The following is a 25120-nucleotide window of genomic DNA, read 5'->3' on the forward strand; positions in this document are numbered from 1 at the left end:
GAACCCCGGTAGAGCGACCGCCGTCAGAGCGTCGCCAGCACCAGGTCGAGCGCCTCCACGAACCGGTCGGCGCTCTCCCATGTGATGCACAGCGGCGGCTTGATCTTGAGGACGTTTTTGTGGTCTCCCGTCGGCTGCACCACACAGCCCTCCGCGAGCATCCTGTCGCAGACCGCTGCGGCCTCCTCCGTCGCAGGAGCCAGCGTCTCCCTGTCGCGCACGAGCTCGACGCCCAGGTACAGTCCGAGCCCGTGGACCGCGCCGATCAGTGCGTGGCGCCGGCCGAGGTCGCGCAGCCGGGCTGCAAGGTGGTCGCCGACCTCTGCGGCGTTCCGCTGCAGCTCCTCGTCGCGCATGATGTCGAGCACCGTCAGCCCGACCGTGGCGCTCACGGGGCTGCCGCCCGCCGACGAGAAGAAGCTGCCCTCCGCCGCGAACGAGTCGGCGATGGCCCTCGTCGTGATCACGGCGCCGAGCGGGTGCCCGTTGCCCATCGCCTTGGCGACGGTGATGATGTCCGGCACGACGCCCTGCTGCTCCGAGCCCCAGAAGTAGTGCCCGAGCCTGCCGTAGCCCACCTGCACCTCGTCGGCGATGCAGACGCCGCCGCGATCCCGGATGCGCTGGTAAGCGCCGCGCAGATAGCCGTCCGGCAGCATGACCCCACCCGCGTTCCCGAAGACCGGTTCCGCGATGAACGCCGCGACGGCCTGGCCGGAGGCGTCGAGCGCGGCGAGGTCCTCATCCAGGTCGGCCAGGTACGGGGGCGCGGAGGCTGCGCCGCGGTGGCGCCCACGGTAGGTGTTCGGCGACGCCACCAGCTTCACCCAGTCGGGACGGGTCTCCAGTGCACGCGGGTTGTCGCCGATCGACGACGACACCGCATCCGCCCCGACCGTCCAGCCGTGGTACGCCTCAGTGACCGCCAGGATCGCGCGACGGCCGGTGTGCGTCTGCGCCAGCCGCAGCGCCAGGTCGACGGCCTCGCTTCCGCTGTTGACGAGGAACACGGTGTCGAGCGGCGCGGGGGCCAGCTCGGCCAGCCGTTCGGTGAAGCGCGCGAGCTCCTCGTAGTGGAACCGCGAGTTCGTGTTGAGCAGCGCCCACTGGTCGCGCACGGCGGAGACGAGGCGCGGATGCGCGTGCCCGACCGCCGTGACGTTGTTCACCATGTCGATGTACGTCTGCCCGGCGGTGTCGATGAGGTGGTGCCGCCAGCCGCGCTCGATCAGCGGCGGCTCGGCGAAGTAGTGCTCTTGCACGGCGGCGAACGTGTCGTCGCGCCGGCAGAGCGCGAGCGCTGCGTCGCTCTCCGGAGCGGCGAGGTCGGTGCCGAACAGGGCGGACGGGTCAGGCGAGACCTGCTCCCACACCGACCGTGGGATGCTCGGGGTCACGAACGCAGGAGGCCGTCGGCCGCGCACGCGGCTGAGCTGCACGGTGAGGGTGACGGCCGCGCCGATCGTCTCGCCCTGCGCGACGTGCGCGGTGGTGAGCGGACGGCTGAGCCCGTCGATCCACAGGTCGACGTCGTCGCCGCGCAGCCGCCACGAGCCGTCGACGATGGTGAGCTCGCCGGAGAACGGGGCGGTCACGTCGACGCCGCCCGGTGCATCCATGGTGACCGAGAGCGCACGGGTGGCCGAGGCTGCGCGCCGGTCGATGGACGCCCGCGTGAGACGGTGCTCCGCGTAGCGGGTGACGGCGTGCCCGTGCTCCCGGCAGATGGCGGCGAGCACGCCGGCCTCGGCGGCCGGATCGAGCCAGCGGCCGGCGTCGAGGGCGTGCGATGTCACGGAGAGGTCGGCGAGGTGGTGCTCCGCTGTGCGGAGCCCGACGATGGGCGAGCCGGTGGTGGGAGCGTCGCCGACGGGTGAGGCGGCGTCGGCTGCCGCGTTCTCCAGCCGCCACCGCAGTACCGCCTCGAACTCGGCGGCGTCGATGCGTCGTGCCACGTCGAAGGCGAGCCACTCGTGGGCGCGGTTCTCGTCCGCGTACCGGTTGTCGCCGTCGAGGGCGACCTGCTGCTCCCCGCTCACCACGAGGACGGCCCCGCGCAGCACGACGAGCGGCCAGAGCGCGGCGATGTCGGCGTCGTCGAGCGGCGACACGGCCGCGAACGCCTCCACGACGTCGAGCACCGCCAACGGTGCCGCTGGGACGTGGTGCAGCGCGCTGGCGACCGTCGCGGCCAGCTCACCCACCAGCCAGCCGTATGCCACGTCGCCGAAGTCGATCACGCCGGCCCCGGTGCCTGCCGTAGTGCCTGCCTCCCCGCCCGCCTCGCCGCCGCCCGCCGCCAGCACGATGTTGTCGTCCGTCACGTCGCCGTGCACCGCCTGCACCCGCAGTCGCGTGCGCAGCGGGGCCAGCCTGGCGAGTGCCACATCCACTGTCTCGCGCACCACGCGGCGCTTGGCCGGGTCGGCGACGTGGTCGATGAGGAGGTCGACGACCTCGCCGCCGATCCGCGCATCCCACTGGGTGGTGCGCGCGAGCCCCTGGTGCCGGAGCGCGGCCAGCCCGGCGGCCACGGTGCCTGCGAGTGTGCCGAGAGTGCGCAACTGCTCGGCGGACGGTTCTGCGACGCCGGTGAGCGGTTCGCCGTCGAGGTAGCCCAGCAGCCGGACGAGCAGCCTGACCCCTCGCACGTCGACCGCGACCAGGTCGCTGCCGTCCGTCGTCGTCATCACCTCGGGGATGCGCACCCCCGACCGCGCGAGCGTCGCCATCGCCGCGTTCTGGGCGTGCAGCTCGTCGGCGGAGAACACCGGATTGGCGAGCTTCAGGACGTACCGGGCCGTCCCCGTGTCGATCAGGAAGTTGCGGTCCTGCTGGCTGCCGAGCTCGGTCACCGTGCCCGTGAGACCGTAGTGCTCCGCGGCGATCGCGGTGGCGTCGTCGCCGGTCACGTCTGGCCGAGGAAGCGATGGCTGGGCGAGGAAGTCGAAGTTCGGCACGGGGGACTCCAGGGCTCTGCGTCAGGGTGTCGACAGTCTACTGACGACCAGCCCGCTACCAGCCAACGCACGGGTGCGCGCGCGTAGCATCTACCCGTGAAATCCTGGAGGACTGCCCTGCTGGCGTTCGTCGTCGACGCTGCGCTCGTGCTGGTCTTCGTGCTGATCGGCCGCCGCAGCCACGGCGAGGCGGCGAGTTTCACCGGGATCGTCGACACGTACTGGCCGTTCCTGGTGGGGCTGCTCACCGGGTGGCTGGTCACCGTCGCGTGGCGGCGTCCGCTCGCGATCCTCTGGCCGGGCATCCCGGTCTGGCTGATGACCGTCGCGCTCGGGATGCTCATCCGCACGTCGGTGGGGCAGGGCATCGAGCCGAGCTTCATCGTCGTCGCGACGATCGTGCTCGGCGTGTTCCTGGTCGGCTGGCGGGTGGCCGCCATCCCGCTCGTGCGGCGTCGCCGCCGCGCGCTCGCCCGCTGACCCGCGCGCTCAGCGCGGGAGCAGGGCCGTGGCGATCGTGAAGATCGCCAGCCCGGCGAGCGAACCGACGACGGTGCCGTTGATGCGGATGAACTGCAGGTCTTTTCCCACCTGCAGTTCGATCTTCTCTGTGGTCTCCTTCGGGTCCCACGCGGTCACCGTGTCCCCGATCACGCTCGCGATGTCGTGCCGGTAGGTGGCGACGAGGTGCACGGCCGCGTCGGTGATCCACACGTTCACCTTCGCGCCCAGCTCGCGGTCGGCTGCGAGGCGCGCGCCCGCATCCGCCAGCGCCGCCTCCGCGCGCTTCCGCAGCTCGCTCTCCGAGTCGGCCAGCGCATCCACCGCCGCGGTCTTCGCCGCCTGCCAGGCGGAACCGGCCAGCTCGCGCACGCGCGGGTCGTCGAACGCGTGGTGCTTGGCTGCTTCGAGCTTCGCGATGGTGGGCTGGTCGTTCTGCAGACGGTCGACCAGCTCGCCGAGGTAGCCGTCGATGGCGACGCGCAGCTTGTGCTGCGGGTCGGAGCGCACGTCGGCGAGGAAGCGCCGGACCTCCGTGTACACCCGGTCGTCCACCAGCCGGTCGACGAACGACGGCAGCCAGGACGGCAGCCGGGCGGAGACCAGGGCGCCGAACGCCTCCGGGTTGGCGGCGACCCAGTCGTCCAGCCGGTCGACCAGCAGATCGACGGCCTCGTGGTGGCCGCCGGAGTCCAGGATGCGCGCCCCGAGCCTGCCGATCGGCGGCGCCCACTCCGGCTCGACCAGGTGGGTGCGCACCACGGCCTCGATGGCGTCGCGCATCGTCTCGTCGTCGAGCATCGTCGCCAGCCCGCGGACCGCCGTGGACGCCTCGGCGACCACGCGCCTGGCGTTCTCCGGCCTGGCAACCCACGCGCCGAGCGCACCGGCGATGTCGATCGAGCCGAGCTTGCCGGCGACCACCTCGTCCGACAGGAAGTTCGTCTCCACGAACTCGCCAAGGCTCGCGCCGATCTCGTCTTTGCGGTTCGGGATGATCGCGGTGTGCGGGATGCGCAGCCCGAGTGGATGCCGGAACAGCGCCGTCACCGCGAACCAGTCCGCCAGCGCTCCCACCATGCCGCCCTCGGCGGCCGCGCGCACGTAGCCGAGCCACGGGAACCTGCCCTGCAGGGTGAACGCGACCACGAAGAACACCGCCATCAGCACGAACAGGCCGGTCGCGATCAGCTTCATTCTGCGCAGCGCCAGCAGACGCTCCGCATCGGACGGGCTCAGGATGCGCGAGGCGGAGGTCACTGGACGATGTGCAGTTCGCGGCTGGTGTTGTTGAGGCGCTTCGCTCCGGAGGCGGTGGCGACGACGATGTCCTCGATGCGCACGCCGAACCGGCCCGGCAGGTAGATGCCGGGCTCGATCGAGAAGCACATCCCGTCCTCGATCGGGCGCTCCTCTCCCTCCACCATGTACGGCGGCTCGTGTGTGGTCATCCCGATGCCGTGGCCGACCCGGTGGATGAAGTAGGCGCCGTAGCCCGCATCCTGGATCACCGCCCGCGCCGCCCTGTCGATCTCCTGGCAGGCGACGCCGACCGCGACGGCCTCGAACGCGGCCTGCTGGGCGCGCTTCACCGTCTCGAACACGGTGCGCTCCTCGTCCGTCGGCTCTCCGACGTGCACAGTGCGGGTGGTGTCGGAGCCGTAGCCGTCCATGATGCCGCCGAAGTCGAGCACGACCATGTCGCCGTGCTCGATGGTGCGGTCGCCAGCCTCGTGATGCGGGTTGGCCCCGTTCGGGCCGCTGCCCACGACGGTGAAGTCGACCTGGGAGTGACCGTGTTCGCGCAGCAGCCTGGCGAGGTCGGCGGCGACCTCGTTCTCCGTGCGGCCCGCGAATCGCACGCTGAGGATCTGCTCGAAGGTCGCGTCCGCCGCCGCGCCGGCTGCGGCGAGGCGGTCCACCTCGTCAGCGCCCTTCACGGCGCGGAGCATGGGCAGCGCGTGCGAGATGGACTCGAACCGGGCATCCGGGAGCTTCTGTTGCAGCGCGAGCAGGTGCATCGCCCACGCGGCGTCGGAGATGGCGTAGCGGCCGTCCGGCTTCAGGAGCGCGGCGGTCGGGACGTACTCGTCCGTTCCGTCCGACCAGTCGACGATGCGGAACGCGTCTGCCGCGCGCGAGGCGGTGGCGCTGTCGTGCTCCAGGATCGGCACGATCATGACGGGGTCGCCGTCCGCGGGGACGACCAGCAGGGTGATGCGCTCGGTGGTGGCGATCGGGAGGTAGTCGGCGAAGTATGCGAGGTCGGGGCCGGGTGCGATCAGCAGACCGTCGAACCCCGCCGCGGCCGCGCTGCGGGCTCCGCGCTTCAGGCGCTCGGAGAAGTCGTCGGCGGAGAGCTGCTTCATTCGGTGCCTTTCGTGGGTTCCTCCGCCGGGCCGAGCCACGCGTTCGCGACGGTGGAGTGCGCCGACTCGTCGTCGGACGGATGGAAGATCCCGGCCAGCACGTCGCGGTAGAGGCGCCCGAGCTCGCTGCCGGTGAAGTACGTGGAGCCGCCGGAGACGCGGATGGCCTGGTCGACCACCTGCCGTGCCGTCTCGGTGGCGCGCACCTTCATCCCGACCAGCTTCGGGAACCACTGGGCTCCGTGGTCGGCGAGCATGTCCACATCCCGTGCGATGGCGTCGAGCTGGGGAAGCAGCGCATCCTGGGCGATGGCGGCGTCGGCGATGCGCCATCGGATGTCGGGGTCGCCGGCGTAGCTGCGGCCGTCGTTCTTGAGGCCGGTGCGGCGGTGGGCTGCCGCGACCGCGAGGTCGAGCGCGCGGGCGCCGATGCCGGTGTAGACGGCGGCGAGCAGGATCTCGAAGTTGGCGAAGATCGCGAAAACAAGCGGGTCGGGGTTGGGGCCAGGGTCGAGGCGGCGGACGATGCGGTCGGCGGGGGAGGCTGCGCCGTCGAGCACGGTCGTGTTCGACTGGCTGGCGCGCATCCCGATGGTGTCCCAGTCCTCGTGGATGGTGAAGCCGCCGCCGTCGCGCTCGATGAAGCCGTAGACGATCTTGGGTGCGTCAGCGCTGGTGGTGTCCAGGCCCATCGTGCCGAGGCGGGTCCAGGCGGGGGAGAGGGAGGTGAAGATCTTGGTGCCGTGGAAGCGGTACGAGCCGTTCGGCTGAGGGCGAGCATCCGTCGTCGAGCCGAAGAGCACGAGGTCGTTGCCCGCCTCGCTCAGGCCGAACGCGAACACCTCACCCGCGCCGGCCTCGCGGAGCAGGAAGTCGAGGGAGGAGTCGCCACGGTCGTGCAGGACCTTGGCGACGCCGGTCCAGACCAGGTGCATGTTCACGGCGAGGGCGGTCGCTGGGGCGGCTCCTGCGAGCCGCACCTGTTCGCGGGCGACCTGTTCGAGGCCGAGCCCCGCGCCACCGAACTCGGCCGGCACCAGGGCTTTCAGATATCCGGCTTCGACCAGTTCGGTGAAGTCGTCCGCAAAAAAGGCGTTCTCGGCGTCGTAGCCGGCGGCGCGGGAGCGGATGCGCGCCAGCAGCTCGTCGCTCAGCAACGGGATGTGCTCGGTCACGCTCCCCAGCCTAGGGGAGCGCGACCGGGCGCGGTCGGCCGATCTCCGTCCGATCTCAAGCCGGACGGGGAGAGCCCTACTGGGCGGTGTATCCGCCGTCGACCAGGTGGTAGCTGCCGGTGATGAAGCTGGCGGCGTCGGAGGCGAGGAACGCGACGAGCGCGGCGACCTCCTCCGGCTCGCCGAGGCGGCCGAGGGCGTGCTTCGACTCGAGGAAGTGCAGCGCGTCCGCATCCATGGCCGACTCGACCAGCGGGGTCCGGATGAAGCCGGGGCCGACCGCGGTGACGCGCACCTTCTGGTCGGCGTACTCGAGCGCGGCGTTCTGGGTGAGACCGAGCAGACCGTGCTTCGCGGTGACGTATGCGGACGAGTTCGGGAAGCCAACGCTGCCGAGGATGGACGCCATGTTGACGATCGAGCCGCCTCCGTTGGCCGCGATCGCGTCGAGCTGCGGGCGCAGCGAGTAGAACACCGCGTTGAGGTTGATCTCGATGACCTTGCGCCAGCTGTCGAGCGAGTAGTCCCCGACCTTGTTGGCCTCCCCGCCGATGCCCGCGTTGTTGACGGCGATGCGCAGCGGCGCCAGCTCGTTCGCCGCAGCGACGCTCGCGACGGCGAACTCGGGGTCTGTCACGTCTCCGACGAGCGAGGCGGCTGTGCCGCCCGCTGCCTGGATCTCGCCGACGACAGCGGTGGCGTTGGCCTCGTTGAGGTCGGTGACGAGCACGGATGCGCCGCTCGCCGCCAGCGTGAGAGCGACAGCGCGTCCGATGCCGGAGCCTCCTCCCGTCACGATCGCGGAACGGCCTGCGACGTCGTACTGAGCCATGAGTGAATCTCCTTCCAGTTATCCGACACCTGTCGGATAACTCAATTGTACGATCGAAACATGGATGCACGCCAAGAGAAGACGATCGCCCGCTTGAGCGACGCCATCCTGGAGCTCGCCACCGAGCGTCCGGTGACCGAGGTCACCGTCTCCGAGCTGGCTCGGACCGCCGGGGTGCACCGCTCGACCGTGTATACGTACGCGCCGTCGCCCACCGAGCTTCTGCAGCAGGTGCTCCGCGGCGAACTCGATGTGCTTCGCGCCGGCTACCTGGTCGACGTCGGCCCGGACGACGCCTTCGCCGCGGTCGTCGGCGTCACCCGCGCCGTGCTGGTGCACGTCGACGAGCACGACACGATCTACCGCCGCGGCCTCGGGCCGGACAGCGGCTCCGCCAGTCTGCACGCGATGCTGAGCGCGCACTTCCAGGGCTCGATCGAGCTGCTGCTCGACCAGCACAGCCTCACCGTCCCCGCCGCAGACGCCGCAGAGCGCCGGATGATCGCGCGCTACCTGGCGGACGGCACCATCGGCGCAATCGACGTCTGGCTCGACAGCGAACGGCCGAGGGATGTGGATGCGTTGCTCGACGTGCTCGCCCGCGTCCGGCCGGCCTGGTGGCCGAACCGCGCGGCCGCAGCGCCGGCGGGGAGCGCCGCGGCGGACAGCTCTGCCGAGAACGCCACCGGAACCGTGTGAGAGGGTGGGGCGCATGGGGAGAGTGGCTGACGCGGTCGGGCGGATCTTCCGCCGCGCTCCGCTCCTGCACGTCGCGGGCGATGAGGGCACCGGCCCCGTCGTCGTGCTCGTGCACGGCATCGCGTCGTCGTCCGTCACCTTCCAGAACCTGGTGCCGCTGCTCGAACCGACGCATAGGGTCATCTCGATCGACATCCTCGGCTTCGGGCGTTCGCCCACCCCTCCGGACGCGACGTACACGCTGGAGGAGCACGTCGACGCCCTGCACGCCACGCTGCGGTCACTGAAGATCGCGCATCCGTTCGTCCTGGTCGGGCACTCCCTCGGCAGCCTGATCGTCGCGCGGTACGCGGCCGAGCATCCGGATGCGCTGACCAGGCTGGTGCTGGTCGGCCTGCCGATCTACGGCACCCCGGCGGAGATCGGCGACCGGCGGGTGCGCAGCAGGGTGAGCGCCTACCTGCGCGCGTACGAGTTCCTGCGGAACAACAAGGAGTTCACGATCCGCAACGCCGGGATGCTGGCGAGGCTGCTGCCGATCAAAGGGGTCTTCGAGATCACGGAGAAGAACTGGACGCCGTTCGTCCTGTCGCTGCAGAACTGCATCGAGTCGCAGACCGTCGTCAGCGATCTGGCGCGGGTGCGCGTGCCGGTGCAGGTGGTCTACGGCACCCTGGATGCGTTCATCGCGCCGGGCAGTCTCGCCGTCGTCGAGGCGATGCGGCACGTCACGATGCACAGGGTGGAGGCGAACGACCACATCATCCGCAAGAGGATGGCGCGGGTGGTGGCCGCCGCCTGCGGGTGACGCCGACGGCCGGCGTGGCCGCGCTCAGGCCGGCTGGATGCTCGATGCGGCCGCGAGGTACGCATCGCCGTCGAAGTGGCTGAACAGGGTCGACTGCGTGACGTAGCCCTGCACGATCCCGACGTAGAGCGACGTGTACTTCTCCGCGAGGCGCCCGGCCTCCTCGGCGTCCGCGCCGAGCGAGTGGGCGTACCAGGCGCGGAGGTAGTCGGTGAGCATCCCGCTGACCCTGGCTCCGATCGCATCTGTCATGGCGCGCAGCTCCGGTTCGTGCGCGACCTCGCCCCAGACCTGCACGAGCATCCCGAGCTCGCCGACCTGCGCCTTCATGCCGGTGAGCAGCAGACCGATGATCTCGCCCGGCGAGGGGAGCGGAGAGTGCGCTCTGGCCTCCGCGAGCTCGAGGAAGCGGGCGTCGAGCACCTCCATGATCGCCAGATGGATGAGCTCGTTCTTGCTGCTGTAGTGGCCGTAGATGGCGCCGGCGGAGAGACCGGACTCGGTGATGATGTCGGCCATCGAGGTGCCCTGGAAGCCGTTCCTGGCGAAGCAGCGCAGCGCGGCCTGGGCGATCTCGTGGCGTCTGGCCGTGCGGTGGGCCTCGCTGACCTTCGGCATCGTCTGCTCGCTCTCCTCGAAAAAAGAATGTTCATTCTTGACAGTAGCCGATGGCGGGCTCACAATAAAGAACGAACATTCTTTTTATTTGGAGGTCGTCGTGACCACGTCCACGCAGCAGCCCATCCGCATCCCGCACACCCCGTGGGGTCGTGCCATCGCCATCGCCGTCGCGGCCGCCGTGATCGTCGGCGTGGTGCTCCTCGCCTTCGTCTGGCCCACGATGACCTCGTCGGTGAAAGACGTCCCCATCGCGATCGCGGGCGACAGCGCGCAGGTCGCCGCCGTGCGGACCACGCTCGACACGAGCGCGCACGGGGTCTTCGACGTGACGACGGTGGACTCCCGCGCCGCGGCCGTCGGCCGCATCCAGACCAGGGATGCGTACGGCGCCATCGTGCTCGGGGCGCAGCCGGAGGTGCTCACCGCATCCGCCAACGGAGCAGCCGTCAGCCAGCTCCTCGGCCAGCTCGCCGGTCAGCTGCAGACGCAGGCCAACGCGCAGGCCGCCGCGGCCGTGCAGAAGGCCGTCGCTGCCGGCGCTGCCCCGCAGGGAACGGTCGAGCCGACCATCACGGTCACGGTGACGGACGTCGTGCCGCTCGCCTCCACAGACGCGCGCGGCCTCGGACTCACCGCCGCGGCGTTCCCCCTCGTCCTCGGCGGCCTGGTCGGCGGCATCCTCATCTCCTTCCTGGTCGCTGGGAGCTGGCGACGGCTCGCCGCGGTGACCGCATACGGTGTGGTCGGCGGATTCGGGATCGTCGGCATCATGCAGGGCTGGTTCGGCGTGCTGCAGGGTGACTTCTGGGTGAACGCGCTCGCCGTCGGGCTCGCCATGTTCGCCACGGCGTCGTTCATCGTCGGGATGAACGCGTTGATCGGGCGCGCCGGCATCGCCGTCGGCGGTGTGCTCACAATGCTGATCGGCAACCCGCTGTCGTCCGCCGCTCAGCCCATCCAGTTCATGGCGGCGCCGTGGGGTGCGATCGGGCAATGGTTCGTGCCAGGCGCGTCGGCGACGCTGGTGCGCGACCTGTCGTACTTCCCGGATGCGGACACCCTGTTCCCGTGGCTGGTGCTCGTCGGGTGGAGCCTGGTCGGGGTGGTCGCGATGATCGCGGGGCACTTCCGCAACCAGGAGGTCGTCGCGGCCGCGGTGCCGGAGCACGAGGAGGAGCACGTACTCCAGCTCGCCTGAGCGGCTCCGCAGCCGGTCGTGCCGGATCGCCGTGACAGCCTGGGGCGCACGGCGATTCGGCACGAGTGATTCGCGTAGCCTGGCGGTATGCAACAGCGCACACTCGGCAGGACGGGCCGCACGGTCTCCGTCATCGGACTCGGCACCTGGCAGCTCGGAGCGGACTGGGGCGACGTGAGTGAGCAGGACGCCCTGGCCGTCCTCGACGCGGCGGTCGCGGCGGGCGTCACCTTCTTCGACACGGCGGACGTCTACGGCGACGGGCGCAGCGAGCGCCTGATCGGCGCATACCGGGCCGCACATCCCGAGGCGCCGCTGACTGTCGCGACCAAGATGGGCCGCCGCGAGGCGCAGGACCCTGACAACTTCACGCTGGCGAAGTTCCGCGAGTGGACGGACCGCTCGCGCGCGAACCTCGGCGTCGACACGCTCGATCTGGTGCAGCTGCACTGCCCACCGACCCCGGTGTTCTCGACGGATGCGGTCTACGACGCCCTCGACACGCTCGTCGCAGACGGGGCGATCGCGAACTACGGCGTCAGCGTGGAGACCTGCGACGAGGCACTCGCCGCGATCGCGCGGCCAGGCACGGCGACGGTGCAGATCATCCTCAATGCGTTCCGCCTCAAGCCGCTCGACGAGGTGCTTCCCGCAGCGCGGGAGGCCGGCGTCGGCATCATCGCCCGCGTTCCGCTCGCGTCCGGGCTGCTGAGCGGTCGCTACACGCCCGACACCGTGTTCGCCGCCGACGACCACCGCGCGTACAACCGCCACGGGGAGGCGTTCGACGTCGGAGAGACGTTCTCCGGCGTGGACTTCGACGAGGGCGTGGGCGCCGCGCGCGAGTTCGCAGCGCTGGTCCCGTCCGGCCTGACGCCGGCGCAGGCAGCGCTCGCCTGGGTGGCCCAGCAGGACGGCGTCTCCACCGTCATCCCTGGCGCACGGTCGCCTGAGCAGGCGCGCGCCAACGCGGCCGCCGGCTCCGCCGCGCCGCTCGGCGCCCCGTTCGAGGCCGCGGTCCGCGACATCTACGACCGCCGCTTCCGCGCCGTCGTGCACCCGCGCTGGTAGGGCGGCCGTCTGCGGCGTTCTCCGTCTGGACGGAGAACGCGGCGACACGCCACGCCCCCTCTCCGTTGGGACGGAGAACGCGGCCGCCCGCCGCGCATTCTCCGTCCCAACGGCGTTTCCGGCGGCGTGGCGCGCTGGTTCTCCGTAACGACGGAGTTTTGGGCGGCGTCGCGCCGGTTCTCCGTAACGACGGAGTTTTGGGCGGCGTCGCGCCGGTTCTCCGTAGCGACGGAGTTTCCGGCGGCGTGGCGCGCCGGGTCTCCGTCTGGACGGAGAGCCGGCGGGCGCGCAAGCGCGGCGTGCGCGGTCAGGAGGGCTGGACGGGGACCGGCTCGGTGTCCGGGATGGGAGAGGCGTCGCGGCCGCGGAGGTCGGGGTGGATGCGGTGGGCCAGCGCTGGCACGATGAAGCCGACGAGCGCGAAGGCGCCGGCCACCCAGAACGCACCGATCGCTCCGCTGCCGTCGATGAGGAAGCCCGCGAGCGCGGAACCCAGGGCGGCGCCGATGAGCTGGCCGGTGCCCACCCAGCCGTACGCCTCCGCCGTGTCGGAGAACTTCACGCTCGCCGAGACGATCGCGAACAGCACGGCCAGTGCCGGTGCGATGCCGAGGCCGGCGACGATGAGCGTGAGCGAGAGGCCCCACCAGGAGCCGAGCATGAACGTGGAGATGACGACACCCACGAAGACGATGAACATGCGCCGCGCCGTCGCCCACGGCCCGATCGGGACGTGCCCGAAGGCCAGGCCGCCGACGAGGGAGCCGAGCGACCAGATCGCCAACACGATGCCTGCGAATGGCGAACCCTCGCCGAAGTTCGCGACCACACCGGCCTCGATCGCCGCACACGACCCGATCAGCAGGAAGCCGACCACCGTCGCCAGCAGCACGGGAGGACGGGCGAGCACCACGCCGAACCGGCGCTTGCTGCGCGGGATGCGCACCCTCCCGACCTCCGGCGACGAGATGAACCACAGGCCGCCGAGCAGCATGATCGCCACCGACATCAGGATGCCCTGCACCGTGCCGATCTGGGTGGCGACGAAGGTGATGGCGACGGGGCCGGCGATCCAGATGATCTCCTGCGCAGACGCATCGAGCGAGAACAGCGGGGTGAGCTGACGCGAGTTGACCATCTTGGGGTAGATGGTGCGGACGGCAGGCTGGATGGGCGGCATGCTGAGCCCGGCGAAGAACGCCACGCCCATCGTCACCGGGATGGGCATGACGAAGACGCCGATCGCGGCGACGGCCGCCGCGCACAGGATCAGGGTGGTCCACAGCACAACGCGCATCCCCAGGATGCCCATCAAGCGGCTCGTCATCGGCCCGGCGATGGCCTGCCCGATGCTCATCGCGCCGAGCACGAGCCCCGCTGCGCCGTAGGAGTGGTGGACGTGCTCGATGTGCAGCAGGAACGCGAGCGAGAGCATCCCGAACGGGAACCTGGCCAGGAGCTGGGCAGCGATGATCCGCGTGACGCCCGGCGTCTTGAGAAGGCTCGAATACGTGCTCACAAGAGGTCAAGTCTATCGGTGGGATGCGCTTCGCCAAGGGGCGGGACAGGCTGTGGAAAAGTGCATAAGTTATGCACACCTGTGGATGACACGCCCACTAGATATGGGGTTCGATAAATGTCGGACCCCCGCTATATAGTGGTCACACGCCGAAACGCACTGCGGGTCTCGCCCAGCGGATTTCGGCCGTGACAAGGGGTTTTTGCGAGCGCGCCGTGCGCGCCCGCGGGGAGTGCAGACTTCGCCGCTCAGGCAGAGCGGCACATTGAGAGGGAGAGAAAGTGGCCATCACTGTCGTGAAGCGCAACGGCGAACGGGAGCCGTACGACGCGAACAAGATCAACCTGGCCATCGAGAGCGCCGCGCAGGGCCTCGATGAGAACATCACCTGGGTCACCCAGATCGCCAGCGAGCTCGAGCTGACGCTGTTCGACGGCATCACCACCCAGCAGCTCGACGAGGCCGTCATCCAGGTCGCGCTGCAGAACGTGAAGGACGACCCCGCGTTCGACACCGTGGCCGCCCGCCTCCTGCTCAAGACGATCTACAAGCGCGTCCTCGGCGACTACGAGGGCCAGGACGAGCTCGTTGCTCTTCACGCCAGCCACTTCCGCGCATACATCGAGCGCGGCGTCTCCGAGCAGCTCCTCGAGCCGCGCTTCACCGACCTTTTCGACCTCGACCGCCTCGCCGGCCACCTCGACCCGTCGCGCGACGGGCTGCTCAAGTACATCGGCGTCGTCACCCTCAACAACCGTTACGGCATCAAGGCGCGCAACGGGGAGACCCTCGAGGTCCCGCAGTACTTCTGGATGCGCATCGCGATGGGCCTGTCGCTCAACGAGGCGGACCCCACCACCCACGCTCTCGCGTTCTACGACAAGATGTCGCGGCTCGAATACCTCGCGGCCGGCTCCACGCTCGTCAACGCGGGAACCGCATACCCGCAGCTCTCCAACTGCTTCGTCATGGAGATGCAGGACGACATCGAGCACATCGCCAAGAGCGTCCGCGACGTCATGTGGCTCACCAAGGGAACGGGCGGCATCGGCCTCTCCGTCACCAAGCTGCGCGCCCAGGGCTCGCCCATCCGCTCCAACAACACCACCTCCACCGGCCCCATCCCGTTCATGCACACGATCGACTCCGTGCTGCGCGCGGTCAGCCGGGGTGGAAAGAAGTTCGGCGCCCTCTGCTTCTACATGGAGAACTGGCACATGGACTTCCCGGAGTTCCTCGACCTGCGTCAGAACTCCGGCGACCCGTACCGCCGCACCCGCACCGCCAACACCGCGGTCTGGATCAGCGACGAGTTCATGAAGCGCGTGCAGAACGACGGCGACTGGTACCTCTTCGACCCGCTGGAGGTCTCCGACCTCAACGAGCTGTACGGCAAGGAGTTCTCCGAGCGCTACGCGTTCTACGTGGGCGAGGCAGAGGCCGGTCGCCTGCACATGTTCAAGAAGATCAGCGCCCGCTCGCAGTTCAAGGACATCCTGATGAGCCTCCAGACCACCAGCCACCCGTGGCTGACCTGGAAGGACACCATCAACAACCGTGCCCTCAACAACAACACCGGCACCATCCACCTGTCCAACCTCTGCACGGAGATCACCCTCCCGCAGGACCGCGACAACGTCTCCGTCTGCAACCTGGCGTCGATCAACCTGTCGCGCCACCTGGTCGACGGCAAGATGGACTGGGCCCGCATCGAGGAGAGCGCCCGCAGCGCCGTCCGCCAGCTCGACAACCTGATCGACATCACGATCTCCAGCGTCGACGAGGCCGACTTCTCCAACAAGCAGAACCGCGCCATCGGCCTCGGCGTGATGGGCTTCACCGACATCGTCGAGCGGCTCGGCTTCAGTTACGAGAGCGAAGAGGCGTACGACCTGATCGACGAGATCATGGAGCACGTCTCGTACGCGGCCATCGACGAGAGCGCCGACCTGGCGAAGGAGCGCGGCGCATACCCGAACTTCGACGGCTCGCGCTGGTCGCAGGGGCTCGTCCCGTTCGACTCGATCGCCCTCACCGAGCAGGACCGCGGCGTTCCGATCAAGGTCAACCGCACCACCCGCCTCGACTGGGACAGCCTGCGCGAGAAGGTCAAGGGCGGGATGCGCAACGCGACCCTCATGGCCATCGCACCGACCGCATCCATCGGCCTGGTCGCCGGCACCACGCCCGGCTTCGACCCGCAGTTCTCGCAGATCTTCAGCCGCTCGACATCGTCCGGCAAGTTCCTCGAGGTCAACCGCAACCTGGTTGAGGCGCTGCAGGCCCGCGGCCTGTGGGAGACCACGCGCGAGTCGATCCTGCGCTCGCAGGGCGACATCCAGAACGTCGCAGAGATCCCGGACGACCTGAAGGCCGCGTTCAAGACGAGCTTCCAGCTCTCGCCGTACGCGTTCCTCGAGGTCGCAGCCCGCGCCCAGAAGTGGATCGACCAGGCCATCAGCCGCAACATGTACCTGGAGACCAGGGACATCGGCGACATGATGGACATCTACTACGCAGCGTGGGAGCGTGGCGTCAAGACCACCTATTACCTGCACATGAAGCCCCGCCACCAGGCAGAGCAGTCGACCGTCAAGGTCAACAAGGCCGAGGAGATCTCCGGTGGCCGCAAGGGCTTCGCAACGGTCGGTGCAGGCGCACCCGCCGCATCCACGGAGAAGGCGGAAGCGCCGGCGGCACCTGCTCGCCGCGGATTCGGCTTCGGCGGACTGTCGACGGGTGGTGAGAAGTAAATGAACACCACCAAGATCGAGGAGTACTACGTTCCGGTCGACCCGATGGACGACCTGCAGTGCGAATCCTGCCAGTAGCCGGCTGACCCGAAAGAGAGAGAAGAAACACGATGGGCATCCTGGGAACGGGAATCGAAGAGGGCCTGCTGCTCAAGCCGGTGAAGTACAAGTGGGCGATGGACCTGTACGACCAGGCCGTGGCGAACACGTGGTTCCCCAACGAGATCCAGCTCGGTGAGGACATCGCCGACTTCAAGAAGATGACCGACGAGGAACGTCACGCGGTCACCTTCCTGATGAGCTACTTCAACCCGAACGAGCTCCTGGTGAACAAGGCTCTCGCGTTCGGGGTATACCCGTACATCAACGCGGCGGAGGCGCACCTGTACCTCGCCAAGCAGATGTGGGAGGAGGCGAACCACTGCATGTCGTTCGAGTACGTCCTCGAGACGTTCCCGATCGACCGCGAGCAGGCGTACAACTCTCACGTGGACATCCCGTCGATGGCCCGCAAGGAGGAGTTCGAGGTCCGGTTCATCAAGCGGATGACCGAGCAGGCGCTCGACATCACGACGACAGAGGGCAAGCAGGACTTCATCCGCAACCTCGTCGCGTACAACGTGATCCTCGAGGGCATCTGGTTCTACTCGGGCTTCATGGTGGCGCTGTCGTTCCGTCAGCGGAACCTGCTGCGCAACTTCGGTTCGCTGATCGACTGGGTGGTGCGCGACGAGTCGCTGCACCTCAAGTTCGGCATCAACCTCATCCTGACCGTGCTCGAGGAGAACCCGGACCTGCAGACCCCGGAGTTCGCCGGTGAGATCCGTCAGATGATCCTGGATGCGGTCGAGATGGAGGAGCAGTACAACCGTGACCTCCTCCCCGGCGGCATCCTTGGCCTGAACGCGAACTACATCAACCAGTACGTCCGCTACCTGGCCGACCGCCGACTCGAAGAGCTCGGCTTCGAGGCCGAGTACAAGGTCGCCAACCCGGCCAAGTGGATGGCGACGGCGAACGACACGCTCGAACTGGTGAACTTCTTCGAGTCCACCAACACCTCGTACGAGTCGAACGCGAAGGCGTCGACCGGCCACTGAGGCGCAGAGCACGGCAGCCAGCGCGGCAGGGGAGTGATCCTCTGGCGCCGTTCTCGCTGTGCGCCAGGCCGCTGCTCCTCTGCCGCCGGACGATGCGCGAGGATGGAGGGCATGACGCACCTGATCGACGCCGCTTCCCTCGCTGCCGCACTGACCGCATCCACGCCACCGCGGGTGCTCGACGTGCGCTGGAAGCTCGGCGGCCCTCCCGGCGCGCAGGAGTACGCAGCCGGCCACATTCCCGAAGCGGTATACGTCGATCTGGACACCGAGCTGGCCGGGCACGGGCTGCCGACGGATGGTCGCCACCCGCTGCCGACGCCGGAGGACTTCCAGGATGCGGTGCGCGGCTGGGGGCTCAACGACGGCGACGAGGTCGTGGTCTACGACGATGTCTCCGGCACCTCGGCTGCGCGCGCCTGGTGGCTGCTCAGGCACGCCGGATTCGCGAGCGTGCGCGTGCTGGACGGTGGGCTGGCGGCCTGGCGCGCGGCCGGCGGAGCGCTGGAGACGGCGGCGAACATCCCGGAGCGGGGGACGGCCACCGTCGCGTACGGCGCGCTGCCGACGATCGACGCCGACAGCGCGGCCGGCTTCCCCGCGGCCGGTGTGCTGCTCGACGCCCGCGCAGGTGAGCGCTTTCGTGGCGAGGTGGAGCCTGTCGACCCGCGGGCCGGTCACATCCCCGGCGCGGTGAGCGCGCCGACGACAGAGAACCTCGCCGCTGATGGAATGCTGCTGCCCGCCGACGTGCTGGCCGACCGGTTCGCGGCGCTCGGGGTCACCCAGGATGCGCCGGTCGCCGTGTACTGCGGCTCCGGGGTGACCGCCGCCCACGAGATCCTCGCACTCGAGGTCGCCGGCTTCCGCGCAGCGCTGTATCCCGGTTCGTTCTCCGCGTGGTCCAACGACGCACAGCGGCCGGTGGCGATGGGCGCCTGACCCCGGCCGCGTCGGATGCTACGGCGTGTGACGTAACAGTCGGCAACAGCCGTGCACGGCCACGGGATGCGCGCCTAGTGTCTCTGCATGACCACCGTGGATGTGCGCCCAGCCGGGCCGATCGGCACCGCAGGCGCGGACGCTGCGCTCGCGGCGTCCGGCGAGGTCTTCGACTCGGTCGCCTCCCTCATCGGCAACACCCCGGTGGTGGAGCTGCGGTCGCTCACGCGCGGTCTCGCATCCCGGGTGTTCGTCAAGCTGGAGGGGCGCAACCCCGGCGGCTCGTCCAAGGACCGCATCGCGCTGAACATGATCCGCACAGCGGAGGCCGATGGAGCTCTCGCGCCAGGCGGGACGATCGTCGAGGCGACGAGCGGCAACACCGGCATCGGCCTCGCCCTGATCGGGCGCCTCACCGGGCATCCTGTCGTCATCGTGCACGCCAGCGACATCTCCGACGAGAAGCGCAAGGTGCTCACGGCATACGGAGCGCGGCTGGTCGTCGCCGACTGGGAGGCCGGACCGGACGATCCGGCCAACCCGCGGGCCGTCGCCGACAGGATCGCGGCGGAGACGCCGGGCTCGTGGCGTCCTGCGCAGTTCGCCAACGCGGCCAATCCCGCCGCCCACTACCAGGGCACCGGCCCGGAGATCTGGCGGCAGACCGCGGGAAGCGTCACCCACTTCGTCGCCTCCATCGGCACAGGAGGCACCGTCAGCGGCACCGGGCGGTTCCTCAAAGACGTGAGCTCGGGCGGCGTGCGGGTGATCGGTGCGAACCCGGTCGGCTCGACGTACGCGGGCGGAGCGCCAGGGCGCATCCTGGTCGACGGCGTCGGCTCCGCGTGGCCGCGCGAGTGGTGGCCGCACACCTTCGACTCCGACGTGCTCGACGAGGTGCGCACGATCGACGACCGCGAGGTCTACGCGACCGTCCGCAGGCTCGCCGCAGAGGAGGCGCTGCTGCTCGGGCCGTCGTCCGGTCTCGCCGTCGCCGTCGCCCTCCGCACGGCACGGGATGCGCGTCCGGGCTCCGTGGTCGTGGCCATCGCCCCGGACGGCGGCATCAACTACCTCACCAAAGCGTTCGACCCCGACTGGCTTGCCGAGTCCGGGCTGGGCGCTGACTGACAGAAAGCACTCATGAGTCTTCTCCACTTCGGCTGGTTCCTCGGCGCCGGGTTCGGTGTTCAGGGCTGGGGCGACCCCAGCTACGGCATCGGCTACGACTGGAAGCAGCCGCAGGTGTACCAGGACGCCGCTCGCGTGTTCGAGGCGAGCGGGTTCGACCTGTTCATCATCGAGGACGGCGTCGCCGTCCCGGACACCTACGGAGGCACGGCGGAGGTCAACCTGTCCGCTGCCCGCTTCGTGCCGAAGCATGACCCCCTTCCGCTGGTGCCGTACCTGCTCGGGGCGACGAGCAATCTCGGCATCGTGCCGACGCTCAGCGCCAGCTTCTACGAGCCGTTCACCGCCGCGCGCCTGCTGTCGACCCTGCAGCACTTCGCGGGAGGACGTCTCGGCTTCAACGTCGTCACCAGCGGCTCAGACCTTGCGGCGCAGAACTACGGTCTCGACAAGCAGGTCGACCACGACCTCCGCTACGACAGGGCCGACGAGTGGGTGGATGTGGTCCGCAAGCTCTGGCGCAGCTGGGAGCCGGACGCGATCCTCGAGGACACGGAGCGCGGCGTGTTCGCCGACTTCCGCAAGGTGCACACCATCGACCACGACGGCCGGTTCTTTCAGGTGCGCGGCCCGCTCAACACCGCACCGGCCGCCGAGGAGCCGGTGATGGTGCAGGCAGGAGCCTCCGGGCGTGGCCGCGACTTCGCAGGCAAGAACTCGGACGTGGTGCTCGCGCTCGCTTCCACCCCTGAGCGGATGCGGGAGTACCGGGACAGCATCCGCGAGGTCGCCGCATCCACCGGGCGCGATCCTGACTCGATCAAGGTGCTGTTCGTCGTCAACCCGATCGTCACGGCGAACGCGGAGGAGACCGCGAGCGTCAAGGCGGCCAGGGCGGAGCTCACGCAGGCGGCCATCGACGAGGCGCTGCAGTCCATCTCCTACCTGAGCGGTGTGGACTTCAAAGCGTTCGACCTCGACGCTCCGCTGCCGGAGCTGAGCACGAACAGCAATCAGGGCACGCTCGACAACTTCGTGAAGTCGGCGCCGGAGGGATCGACGCTGCGCGAGATCCTGCAGGCCAGAGCGCGCAAGGACGGGCTGGCGATCGTCGGTACGGCGGACGAGATCGCCGACCACCTCGGCGAGCTCGGGGCCGCGGTCGGCGGCGACGGCTTCCTGTTCACCGGCCAGGTGCACCCGGCGAACGTGCACCGCACGCTCGACGCACTCGTGCCTGCCCTGCGCCGCCGCGGGCTGATCCGCACGGAGTTCGGTGGCAGCGGGCTCCGGCAGAACCTGCTCGCGTTTTGACGGGGATGGTCTGATGTCGCGCCGCGTGATCGTGCTCACGACGGACGCGCCGACGACGGACGACATCGTCGCCATCGCCGACGGCGCGACGGTGGAGCTCTCCGCCGAGGTGCGGGATGCCCTGGCCGCCTCGCGCGCTGTCGTCGAGCGGGCGATCGAGGCGGGGGAGCCCGTCTACGGTCTCAATCGCAGACTCGGCGCGGGCCGGGATGCGGCAGTCGACCCGGCCGGGTTCGCCGAGTTCCAGCGCCGCACCATCGCCAACCACCGCGGCGGAACGGGCGAGCCGCTGGCGGCGCGCGAGGTGCGCGCGGTGATCGCCGCGCGGCTCGCCGGGTTCACCCGCGGAGGCGCTGGAGTGCGGCCGGAGCTGGCGGAGGCGTACGCCGCGCTGCTCGACGCCGGCGTGCATCCGGTGGTGCCGCGGCGCGGATCGGTGGGGGCGGCAGACCTGACCGTGCTCGCAGAGGTGGCGGCCGTTGTCACCGGAGACGGCCTCGTGCTCCGCGATGGCGGCGACGGTCCGCCCCGTCCCGCTGCCGAAGCGCTCGCGGCCGCGGGCCTCGCCCCGCTCGCCCTCGCCCCGCACGAAGGGATCGCCGTGCTCAGCGCGAACGCGTACAGCATCGGCGTCGGTGCGCTTGTCGCTTCTGACGCCGCCGCACTCGCCGAGGCGGCCGACCTCACGGTGGCCCTGTCGCTCGAAGCGGTCGGCGCGGCATCGCCGGCTGGCAACCTCAGCCCGTACAGCACTGTCGTCGCCGACGCACGGGGCGGGACCGGTCAGCGGGCGTCAGCGGAGCGCATCCGGGATGCTGTCGCAGGCGGAGCCCTGGAACGGCCAGGACGCACGGTGAGCGTGCAGGACCCTCTGGCCTTCCGCACGGCCCCGCAGCTCCACGGTGCGCTGCGCGAGGCCGTCGACCGGCTGCGCGCCGAACTCGACCTCGAACTCGCCGCCCGCAGCGAGAATCCGGTGGTCGACGTGCCGAGCGGTCGCATGGTGTCCGGCGGCAACTTCCAGGCGCTGCCGCTCGCTCTCGCGTTCGAGAACCTGCGGCTGGTGCTCGCGCACGTCGCGTCGGCGTCGGAGCGGCGCACGGCGGCGCACTCGCTCGCGCTCGCGCCGTCGCGCGCGGCGGGGGAGACGCGCATCCCCGGCCTGCTGCTCTACGCGGCAGCCGCCGCCGTCGCGGAGCTCCGCCAGCTCGCGGCACCGGTGACCCTCGGAATCACCACGCTCTCCGGCGTCGAGGACCACGCGACGCTCGCGCCGGTCGCTCTCCAGCTCGCGCAGCGCTCGCTCGCGCTCACCGGCGAGGTTCTCGCGATCGAGGCCCTGCACGCGACCGACCTGCTCGGTGTCGGCGGTGCGACGGCGACGGGCGCGCGCACGGGCGCGCTGCAGGCGTCGCTCTCCGCGCTGGTCGACGACGCTCTTCCCGCGGCAACGCTCGCGGAGACCGCTCAGAGCGTCTTGCGGAACGCCAGGTAGGAGACGGCCTCCCAGTCGCCGTCGATGTCGAACAGCGGCTCGTAGCCGAGGGAGAGGTACAGCGCGACCGCCTCCGGCTGCCTGGCGCCCGTGGTCAGCACGATGTTCCGGATGCCACGCCGTTCGGCCTCCGCCTCCAGCTCCGCCATCACGCGCCTGGCGAGCCCCCGGCGGCGATACGCCGAGTGCGTCCAGACCCGCTTCACTTCGACGGTCGCGTCGTCCTCGCGCATGAACGCGCCGCCCGCGACAGGCTCGCCGTCCACCAGCAGCAGGATGAACGTGCCTCCGTGGTCGGCGGCGAAGCGCTCGGCGGGGTAGCGGGACAACTCGACGGACGACGGGATGCCGTCGTTCAGCCCGTAGCGCTCGTCGTACTCCCGCGACAGCTCGGCGACCAGCGGGGCGGCGAGGGCGTCGTCCGGGGTCGTCACGAGCACGACGGCGGATGCGGCGAAGTCGGCAGTGTGTTCGGTCACCAAACGACGATATCCCGGCAGGCGCGTCTCGTGCATCACCGGCCCGGACTTCGTCGTGGTTAAGTGTGTCTGGCTGCGGAATCAGTGCAATAAATCCCGAAACCTGCCGGAAATCTCCGTGAAAAACTGCGTTGCACGCGTGATTTAGTGTGAATGAACCGCCCTGCGGCTGAGGTATGCTCCCATCACCCGCACCTGCATCTCCTGCACAGGAAGAAGGACGAACCCCATTATGCGCATCCGATCCGTGGCCTCCGTGGCCGCCATCGCCGCCGTTGCAGCGCTTGCGCTCAGCGGCTGTGTCGACAACTCCACTCCGGCCGACAGCAGCTCACCGTCGAGCGCGTCCGGCGTGAAGAAGGACGACGCCCTCGCCGGTCAGCTGCCCGCCGACATCAAGAAGGCCGGCGTGCTCACCGTCGGCATGGACAACACCTATCCGCCGAACGAGTACAAGGACGACAGCGGCCAGCCCGCCGGCTGGGAGGTCGAGCTGACCAACGCCATCGGCGCCAAGCTCGGACTCAAGATCAACTACGCCATCGCCAAGTTCGACAACATCATCCCGAGCGTCGTCGGAGGAAAGGACGACTTCGGAATGTCGTCGTTCACCGACACGACCGAGCGTGAGAAGCAGGTCGACTTCGTGAACTACTACACCGCCGGCATCATGTGGGCGTCCGCCAAGGGCAAGACGATCGACCCGGACAACGCCTGCGGCCTCAAGGTCGCCGTCCAGGCCACCACCTACGAGGACACCGACGAGGTCCCCGCCAAGTCGAAGGCGTGCACGGACGCCGGCAAGCCCGCCATCCAGGCGCTGCGCTTCGACACCCAGGATGCGGCGACCAACGCCGTCGTCCTCGGTCAGGCCGACGCCCTCAGCGCCGACTCGCCCGTCACCCTGTACGCCATCTCGAAGTCCAGCGGCAAGCTGCAGGCAGCCGGCAAGGCCTTCGAGGTCGCCCCGTACGGTCTGCCCGTCGCCAAGGACTCCAAGTTCACGAAGGTGCTCCAGAAGACGGTCCAGGCTCTGATCGACGACGGCACGTACGGCAAGATCCTCGACAAGTGGGGCGTCTCCGACGGCGCCGTCACCACGGCCGACCTCAACGCCGCCTCGAAGGGCTGAGTGACATGTCCCTGGGCAACCAGGACCGGCCGGCGACGGGCTCCATCCCGTCGCCGGCCGGCGCTCCTCCCACGTCAGAGCCGATCAAGGCCATCAAGCTCAAGCACCCGTGGCGGATCGTCTTCGCCGTCGTGCTCATCCTGCTGGTCGTCTGGTTCATCATCGACGCGTCCCAGCGCGAGGCGTACGGCTGGCAGTACGTCGGCAAGTACATCTTCGACAAGCGCATCAGCGCCGCCGCGCTCGTCACCCTGCAGCTGACCGTCTACTCGATGATCATCGGCGTGATCCTCGGCCTCTGCCTCGCCGTGATGCGGCTGTCGCCGAACCCGGTGGTCAAGTCCATCGCCTGGCTCTACCTCTGGATCTTCCGCGGCACCCCCGTGTACGTCCAGCTGGTGTTCTGGGGCCTGTTCTCGCTGATCTACCCCAAGATCTTCCTCGGCGTGCCGTGGACGGACTGGGGCGTGTCCTTCGACCTGGCGTTCATGCAGAACGCGTTCATCATCGCCATCATCGGCCTCGCGCTCAACGAAGCGGCGTACATGGCCGAGATCGTGCGCGCCGGGCTCCTCTCGGTCGACTCCGGCCAGGAAGAGGCGGCGACAGCGCTCGGGATGGGCTGGGGCCGCACGATGACCCGCATCGTCATCCCGCAGGCTATGCGCGTCATCATCCCGCCGACAGGCAACGAAGTGATCTCGATGCTGAAGACCACATCGCTGGTGGCGGCCATCCCGCTGACCACCGACCTGTACGGCGTCGCGCGGGACATCTCCGCCGTCACATACACGCCGGTGCCGCTGCTGATCGTCGCCTCCTGCTGGTACCTGCTCTTCACCTCGATCCTGATGGTGGGGCAGTACTTCCTCGAGCGCCGGTTCTCGCGCGGAGTGAACGCACGCAGGCCGGACCGCGGCGACGGAGCCGCCCTGACCGGCGCCGTTCCCGTCGCAGGCGCGCCCGGCAACGACCTGGGAGGTAAAGGATGAGCGACCGCGTTTCCCCCTCGACGCCGGGG

General features: G+C 69.5%; 21 protein-coding genes. 13 read left to right on the top strand and 8 right to left on the bottom strand.

Annotated elements, in window-relative coordinates; all coding sequences use genetic code 11:
- Nucleotides 1–23: 23 nt before the first annotated feature.
- Nucleotides 24–2960, bottom strand: coding sequence for an aminotransferase (locus ASE16_RS12410; protein WP_055895337.1), 2937 nt, complete (start codon nucleotides 2958–2960; stop codon nucleotides 24–26).
- A gap of 96 nt (nucleotides 2961–3056) precedes the next feature.
- Here ASE16_RS12410 and ASE16_RS12415 point away from each other — a divergent pair, with 96 nt between their 5' ends.
- Nucleotides 3057–3440, top strand: coding sequence for a DUF3054 domain-containing protein (locus ASE16_RS12415; RefSeq protein ID WP_055895339.1), 384 nt, complete (start codon nucleotides 3057–3059; stop codon nucleotides 3438–3440).
- A 9-nt stretch (nucleotides 3441–3449) separates the two neighbouring features.
- Here the strand turns inward: ASE16_RS12415 and ASE16_RS12420 are convergent, their stop codons facing one another.
- From ASE16_RS12420 to ASE16_RS12435, 4 genes are all read right to left on the bottom strand, one after another.
- Nucleotides 3450–4721: a DUF445 domain-containing protein gene (locus ASE16_RS12420; protein WP_055895341.1), complete on the bottom strand. Its 1272-nt coding sequence runs from the start codon at nucleotides 4719–4721 to the stop codon at nucleotides 3450–3452.
- Nucleotides 4718–5830, bottom strand: coding sequence for an aminopeptidase P family protein (locus ASE16_RS12425; RefSeq protein WP_055895343.1), 1113 nt, complete (start codon nucleotides 5828–5830; stop codon nucleotides 4718–4720). The genes ASE16_RS12420 and ASE16_RS12425 overlap by 4 nt, the downstream gene beginning before the upstream one ends.
- Nucleotides 5827–7005 carry an acyl-CoA dehydrogenase family protein gene (locus ASE16_RS12430; RefSeq protein WP_200949635.1) on the bottom strand — a complete coding sequence of 393 codons (1179 nt, stop codon included), beginning with the start codon at nucleotides 7003–7005 and terminating at the stop codon, nucleotides 5827–5829. The genes ASE16_RS12425 and ASE16_RS12430 overlap by 4 nt, the downstream gene beginning before the upstream one ends.
- Before the next feature lie 76 nt (nucleotides 7006–7081).
- On the bottom strand, nucleotides 7082–7837 hold the full coding sequence (locus tag ASE16_RS12435) for an SDR family NAD(P)-dependent oxidoreductase (RefSeq protein ID WP_055895345.1): 756 nt from the start codon (nucleotides 7835–7837) through the stop codon (nucleotides 7082–7084).
- A gap of 60 nt (nucleotides 7838–7897) precedes the next feature.
- Between ASE16_RS12435 and ASE16_RS12440 the strand changes: the two genes are divergently transcribed.
- Both ASE16_RS12440 and ASE16_RS12445 read left to right on the top strand, forming a co-directional pair.
- The gene (locus ASE16_RS12440) at nucleotides 7898–8536 is read left to right on the top strand and encodes a TetR/AcrR family transcriptional regulator (protein WP_055895347.1); all 639 of its coding nucleotides are present in this window, start codon (nucleotides 7898–7900) and stop codon (nucleotides 8534–8536) included.
- A gap of 13 nt (nucleotides 8537–8549) precedes the next feature.
- Nucleotides 8550–9344, top strand: coding sequence for an alpha/beta fold hydrolase (locus ASE16_RS12445; RefSeq protein ID WP_055895349.1), 795 nt, complete (start codon nucleotides 8550–8552; stop codon nucleotides 9342–9344).
- 24 nt (nucleotides 9345–9368) lie between these two features.
- On the opposite strand, the gene ASE16_RS12450 is transcribed toward ASE16_RS12445, so the two are convergent.
- Entirely contained in the window at nucleotides 9369–9962 is a 594-nt protein-coding gene (locus ASE16_RS12450; protein WP_055895351.1) for a TetR/AcrR family transcriptional regulator, read from the bottom strand.
- Nucleotides 9963–10062: 100 nt separating this feature from the next.
- Between ASE16_RS12450 and ASE16_RS12455 the strand changes: the two genes are divergently transcribed.
- Together ASE16_RS12455 and ASE16_RS12460 are read left to right on the top strand one after the other, a co-directional pair.
- Nucleotides 10063–11163: an ABC transporter permease gene (locus ASE16_RS12455; RefSeq protein WP_157480369.1), complete on the top strand. Its 1101-nt coding sequence runs from the start codon at nucleotides 10063–10065 to the stop codon at nucleotides 11161–11163.
- Nucleotides 11164–11250: 87 nt separating this feature from the next.
- Complete coding sequence (locus ASE16_RS12460; protein WP_055895356.1) at nucleotides 11251–12234, top strand: aldo/keto reductase; 984 nt, start codon at nucleotides 11251–11253, stop codon at nucleotides 12232–12234.
- A 307-nt stretch (nucleotides 12235–12541) separates the two neighbouring features.
- Here ASE16_RS12460 and ASE16_RS12465 read toward each other — a convergent pair whose 3' ends face one another.
- Nucleotides 12542–13753 carry an MFS transporter gene (locus ASE16_RS12465; RefSeq protein ID WP_055895358.1) on the bottom strand — a complete coding sequence of 404 codons (1212 nt, stop codon included), beginning with the start codon at nucleotides 13751–13753 and terminating at the stop codon, nucleotides 12542–12544.
- Nucleotides 13754–14034: 281 nt separating this feature from the next.
- Here ASE16_RS12465 and ASE16_RS12470 point away from each other — a divergent pair, with 281 nt between their 5' ends.
- From ASE16_RS12470 to ASE16_RS12495, 6 genes are all read left to right on the top strand, one after another.
- Entirely contained in the window at nucleotides 14035–16506 is a 2472-nt protein-coding gene (locus tag ASE16_RS12470; RefSeq protein WP_200949636.1) for a ribonucleoside-diphosphate reductase subunit alpha, read from the top strand.
- Between the two features lie 110 nt (nucleotides 16507–16616).
- Nucleotides 16617–17606, top strand: coding sequence for a ribonucleotide-diphosphate reductase subunit beta (locus ASE16_RS12475; RefSeq protein WP_055895360.1), 990 nt, complete (start codon nucleotides 16617–16619; stop codon nucleotides 17604–17606).
- Nucleotides 17607–17717: 111 nt separating this feature from the next.
- The gene (locus ASE16_RS12480) at nucleotides 17718–18548 is read left to right on the top strand and encodes a sulfurtransferase (RefSeq protein WP_055895362.1); all 831 of its coding nucleotides are present in this window, start codon (nucleotides 17718–17720) and stop codon (nucleotides 18546–18548) included.
- A gap of 87 nt (nucleotides 18549–18635) precedes the next feature.
- Nucleotides 18636–19679 (top strand): PLP-dependent cysteine synthase family protein, encoded by a 1044-nt coding sequence (locus ASE16_RS12485; RefSeq protein WP_082581423.1) that lies wholly within the window; start codon nucleotides 18636–18638, stop codon nucleotides 19677–19679.
- A 12-nt stretch (nucleotides 19680–19691) separates the two neighbouring features.
- Complete coding sequence (locus ASE16_RS12490) at nucleotides 19692–20993, top strand: NtaA/DmoA family FMN-dependent monooxygenase (RefSeq protein ID WP_055895364.1); 1302 nt, start codon at nucleotides 19692–19694, stop codon at nucleotides 20991–20993.
- 13 nt (nucleotides 20994–21006) lie between these two features.
- Nucleotides 21007–22488: an aromatic amino acid lyase gene (locus ASE16_RS12495; protein ID WP_055895367.1), complete on the top strand. Its 1482-nt coding sequence runs from the start codon at nucleotides 21007–21009 to the stop codon at nucleotides 22486–22488.
- On the opposite strand, the gene ASE16_RS12500 is transcribed toward ASE16_RS12495, so the two are convergent.
- Entirely contained in the window at nucleotides 22461–22967 is a 507-nt protein-coding gene (locus ASE16_RS12500) for a GNAT family N-acetyltransferase (RefSeq protein ID WP_235500481.1), read from the bottom strand. The genes ASE16_RS12495 and ASE16_RS12500 overlap by 28 nt on opposite strands.
- 232 nt (nucleotides 22968–23199) lie before the next feature.
- Between ASE16_RS12500 and ASE16_RS12505 the strand changes: the two genes are divergently transcribed.
- Together ASE16_RS12505 and ASE16_RS12510 are read left to right on the top strand one after the other, a co-directional pair.
- Nucleotides 23200–24099, top strand: coding sequence for an ABC transporter substrate-binding protein (locus tag ASE16_RS12505; protein WP_055895369.1), 900 nt, complete (start codon nucleotides 23200–23202; stop codon nucleotides 24097–24099).
- Nucleotides 24100–24104: 5 nt separating this feature from the next.
- The gene (locus tag ASE16_RS12510) at nucleotides 24105–25091 is read left to right on the top strand and encodes an amino acid ABC transporter permease (RefSeq protein WP_055895371.1); all 987 of its coding nucleotides are present in this window, start codon (nucleotides 24105–24107) and stop codon (nucleotides 25089–25091) included.
- The last annotated feature ends 29 nt before the right edge of the window (nucleotides 25092–25120 follow it).

The sequence above is a fragment of the Leifsonia sp. Root227 genome (assembly GCF_001428745.1).
Taxonomy (GTDB): domain Bacteria; phylum Actinomycetota; class Actinomycetes; order Actinomycetales; family Microbacteriaceae; genus Leifsonia.

What these genes read in the sequence shown, in the direction of transcription:
- ASE16_RS12475 (WP_055895360.1), top strand. Translation starts at nt 16,617, where the DNA reads ATGGGCATCCTGGGAACGGGAATCGAAGAGGGCCTGCTGCTCAAGCCG.
- ASE16_RS12425 (WP_055895343.1), bottom strand. Translation starts at nt 5,830, where the DNA reads ATGAAGCAGCTCTCCGCCGACGACTTCTCCGAGCGCCTGAAGCGCGGA.
- ASE16_RS12445 (WP_055895349.1), top strand. Translation starts at nt 8,550, where the DNA reads ATGGGGAGAGTGGCTGACGCGGTCGGGCGGATCTTCCGCCGCGCTCCG.
- ASE16_RS12450 (WP_055895351.1), bottom strand. Translation starts at nt 9,962, where the DNA reads ATGCCGAAGGTCAGCGAGGCCCACCGCACGGCCAGACGCCACGAGATC.
- ASE16_RS12495 (WP_055895367.1), top strand. Translation starts at nt 21,007, where the DNA reads ATGTCGCGCCGCGTGATCGTGCTCACGACGGACGCGCCGACGACGGAC.
- ASE16_RS12440 (WP_055895347.1), top strand. Translation starts at nt 7,898, where the DNA reads ATGGATGCACGCCAAGAGAAGACGATCGCCCGCTTGAGCGACGCCATC.
- ASE16_RS12510 (WP_055895371.1), top strand. Translation starts at nt 24,105, where the DNA reads ATGTCCCTGGGCAACCAGGACCGGCCGGCGACGGGCTCCATCCCGTCG.
- ASE16_RS12435 (WP_055895345.1), bottom strand. Translation starts at nt 7,837, where the DNA reads ATGGCTCAGTACGACGTCGCAGGCCGTTCCGCGATCGTGACGGGAGGA.
- ASE16_RS12490 (WP_055895364.1), top strand. Translation starts at nt 19,692, where the DNA reads ATGAGTCTTCTCCACTTCGGCTGGTTCCTCGGCGCCGGGTTCGGTGTT.
- ASE16_RS12485 (WP_082581423.1), top strand. Translation starts at nt 18,636, where the DNA reads ATGACCACCGTGGATGTGCGCCCAGCCGGGCCGATCGGCACCGCAGGC.
- ASE16_RS12505 (WP_055895369.1), top strand. Translation starts at nt 23,200, where the DNA reads ATGCGCATCCGATCCGTGGCCTCCGTGGCCGCCATCGCCGCCGTTGCA.
- ASE16_RS12480 (WP_055895362.1), top strand. Translation starts at nt 17,718, where the DNA reads ATGACGCACCTGATCGACGCCGCTTCCCTCGCTGCCGCACTGACCGCA.
- ASE16_RS12460 (WP_055895356.1), top strand. Translation starts at nt 11,251, where the DNA reads ATGCAACAGCGCACACTCGGCAGGACGGGCCGCACGGTCTCCGTCATC.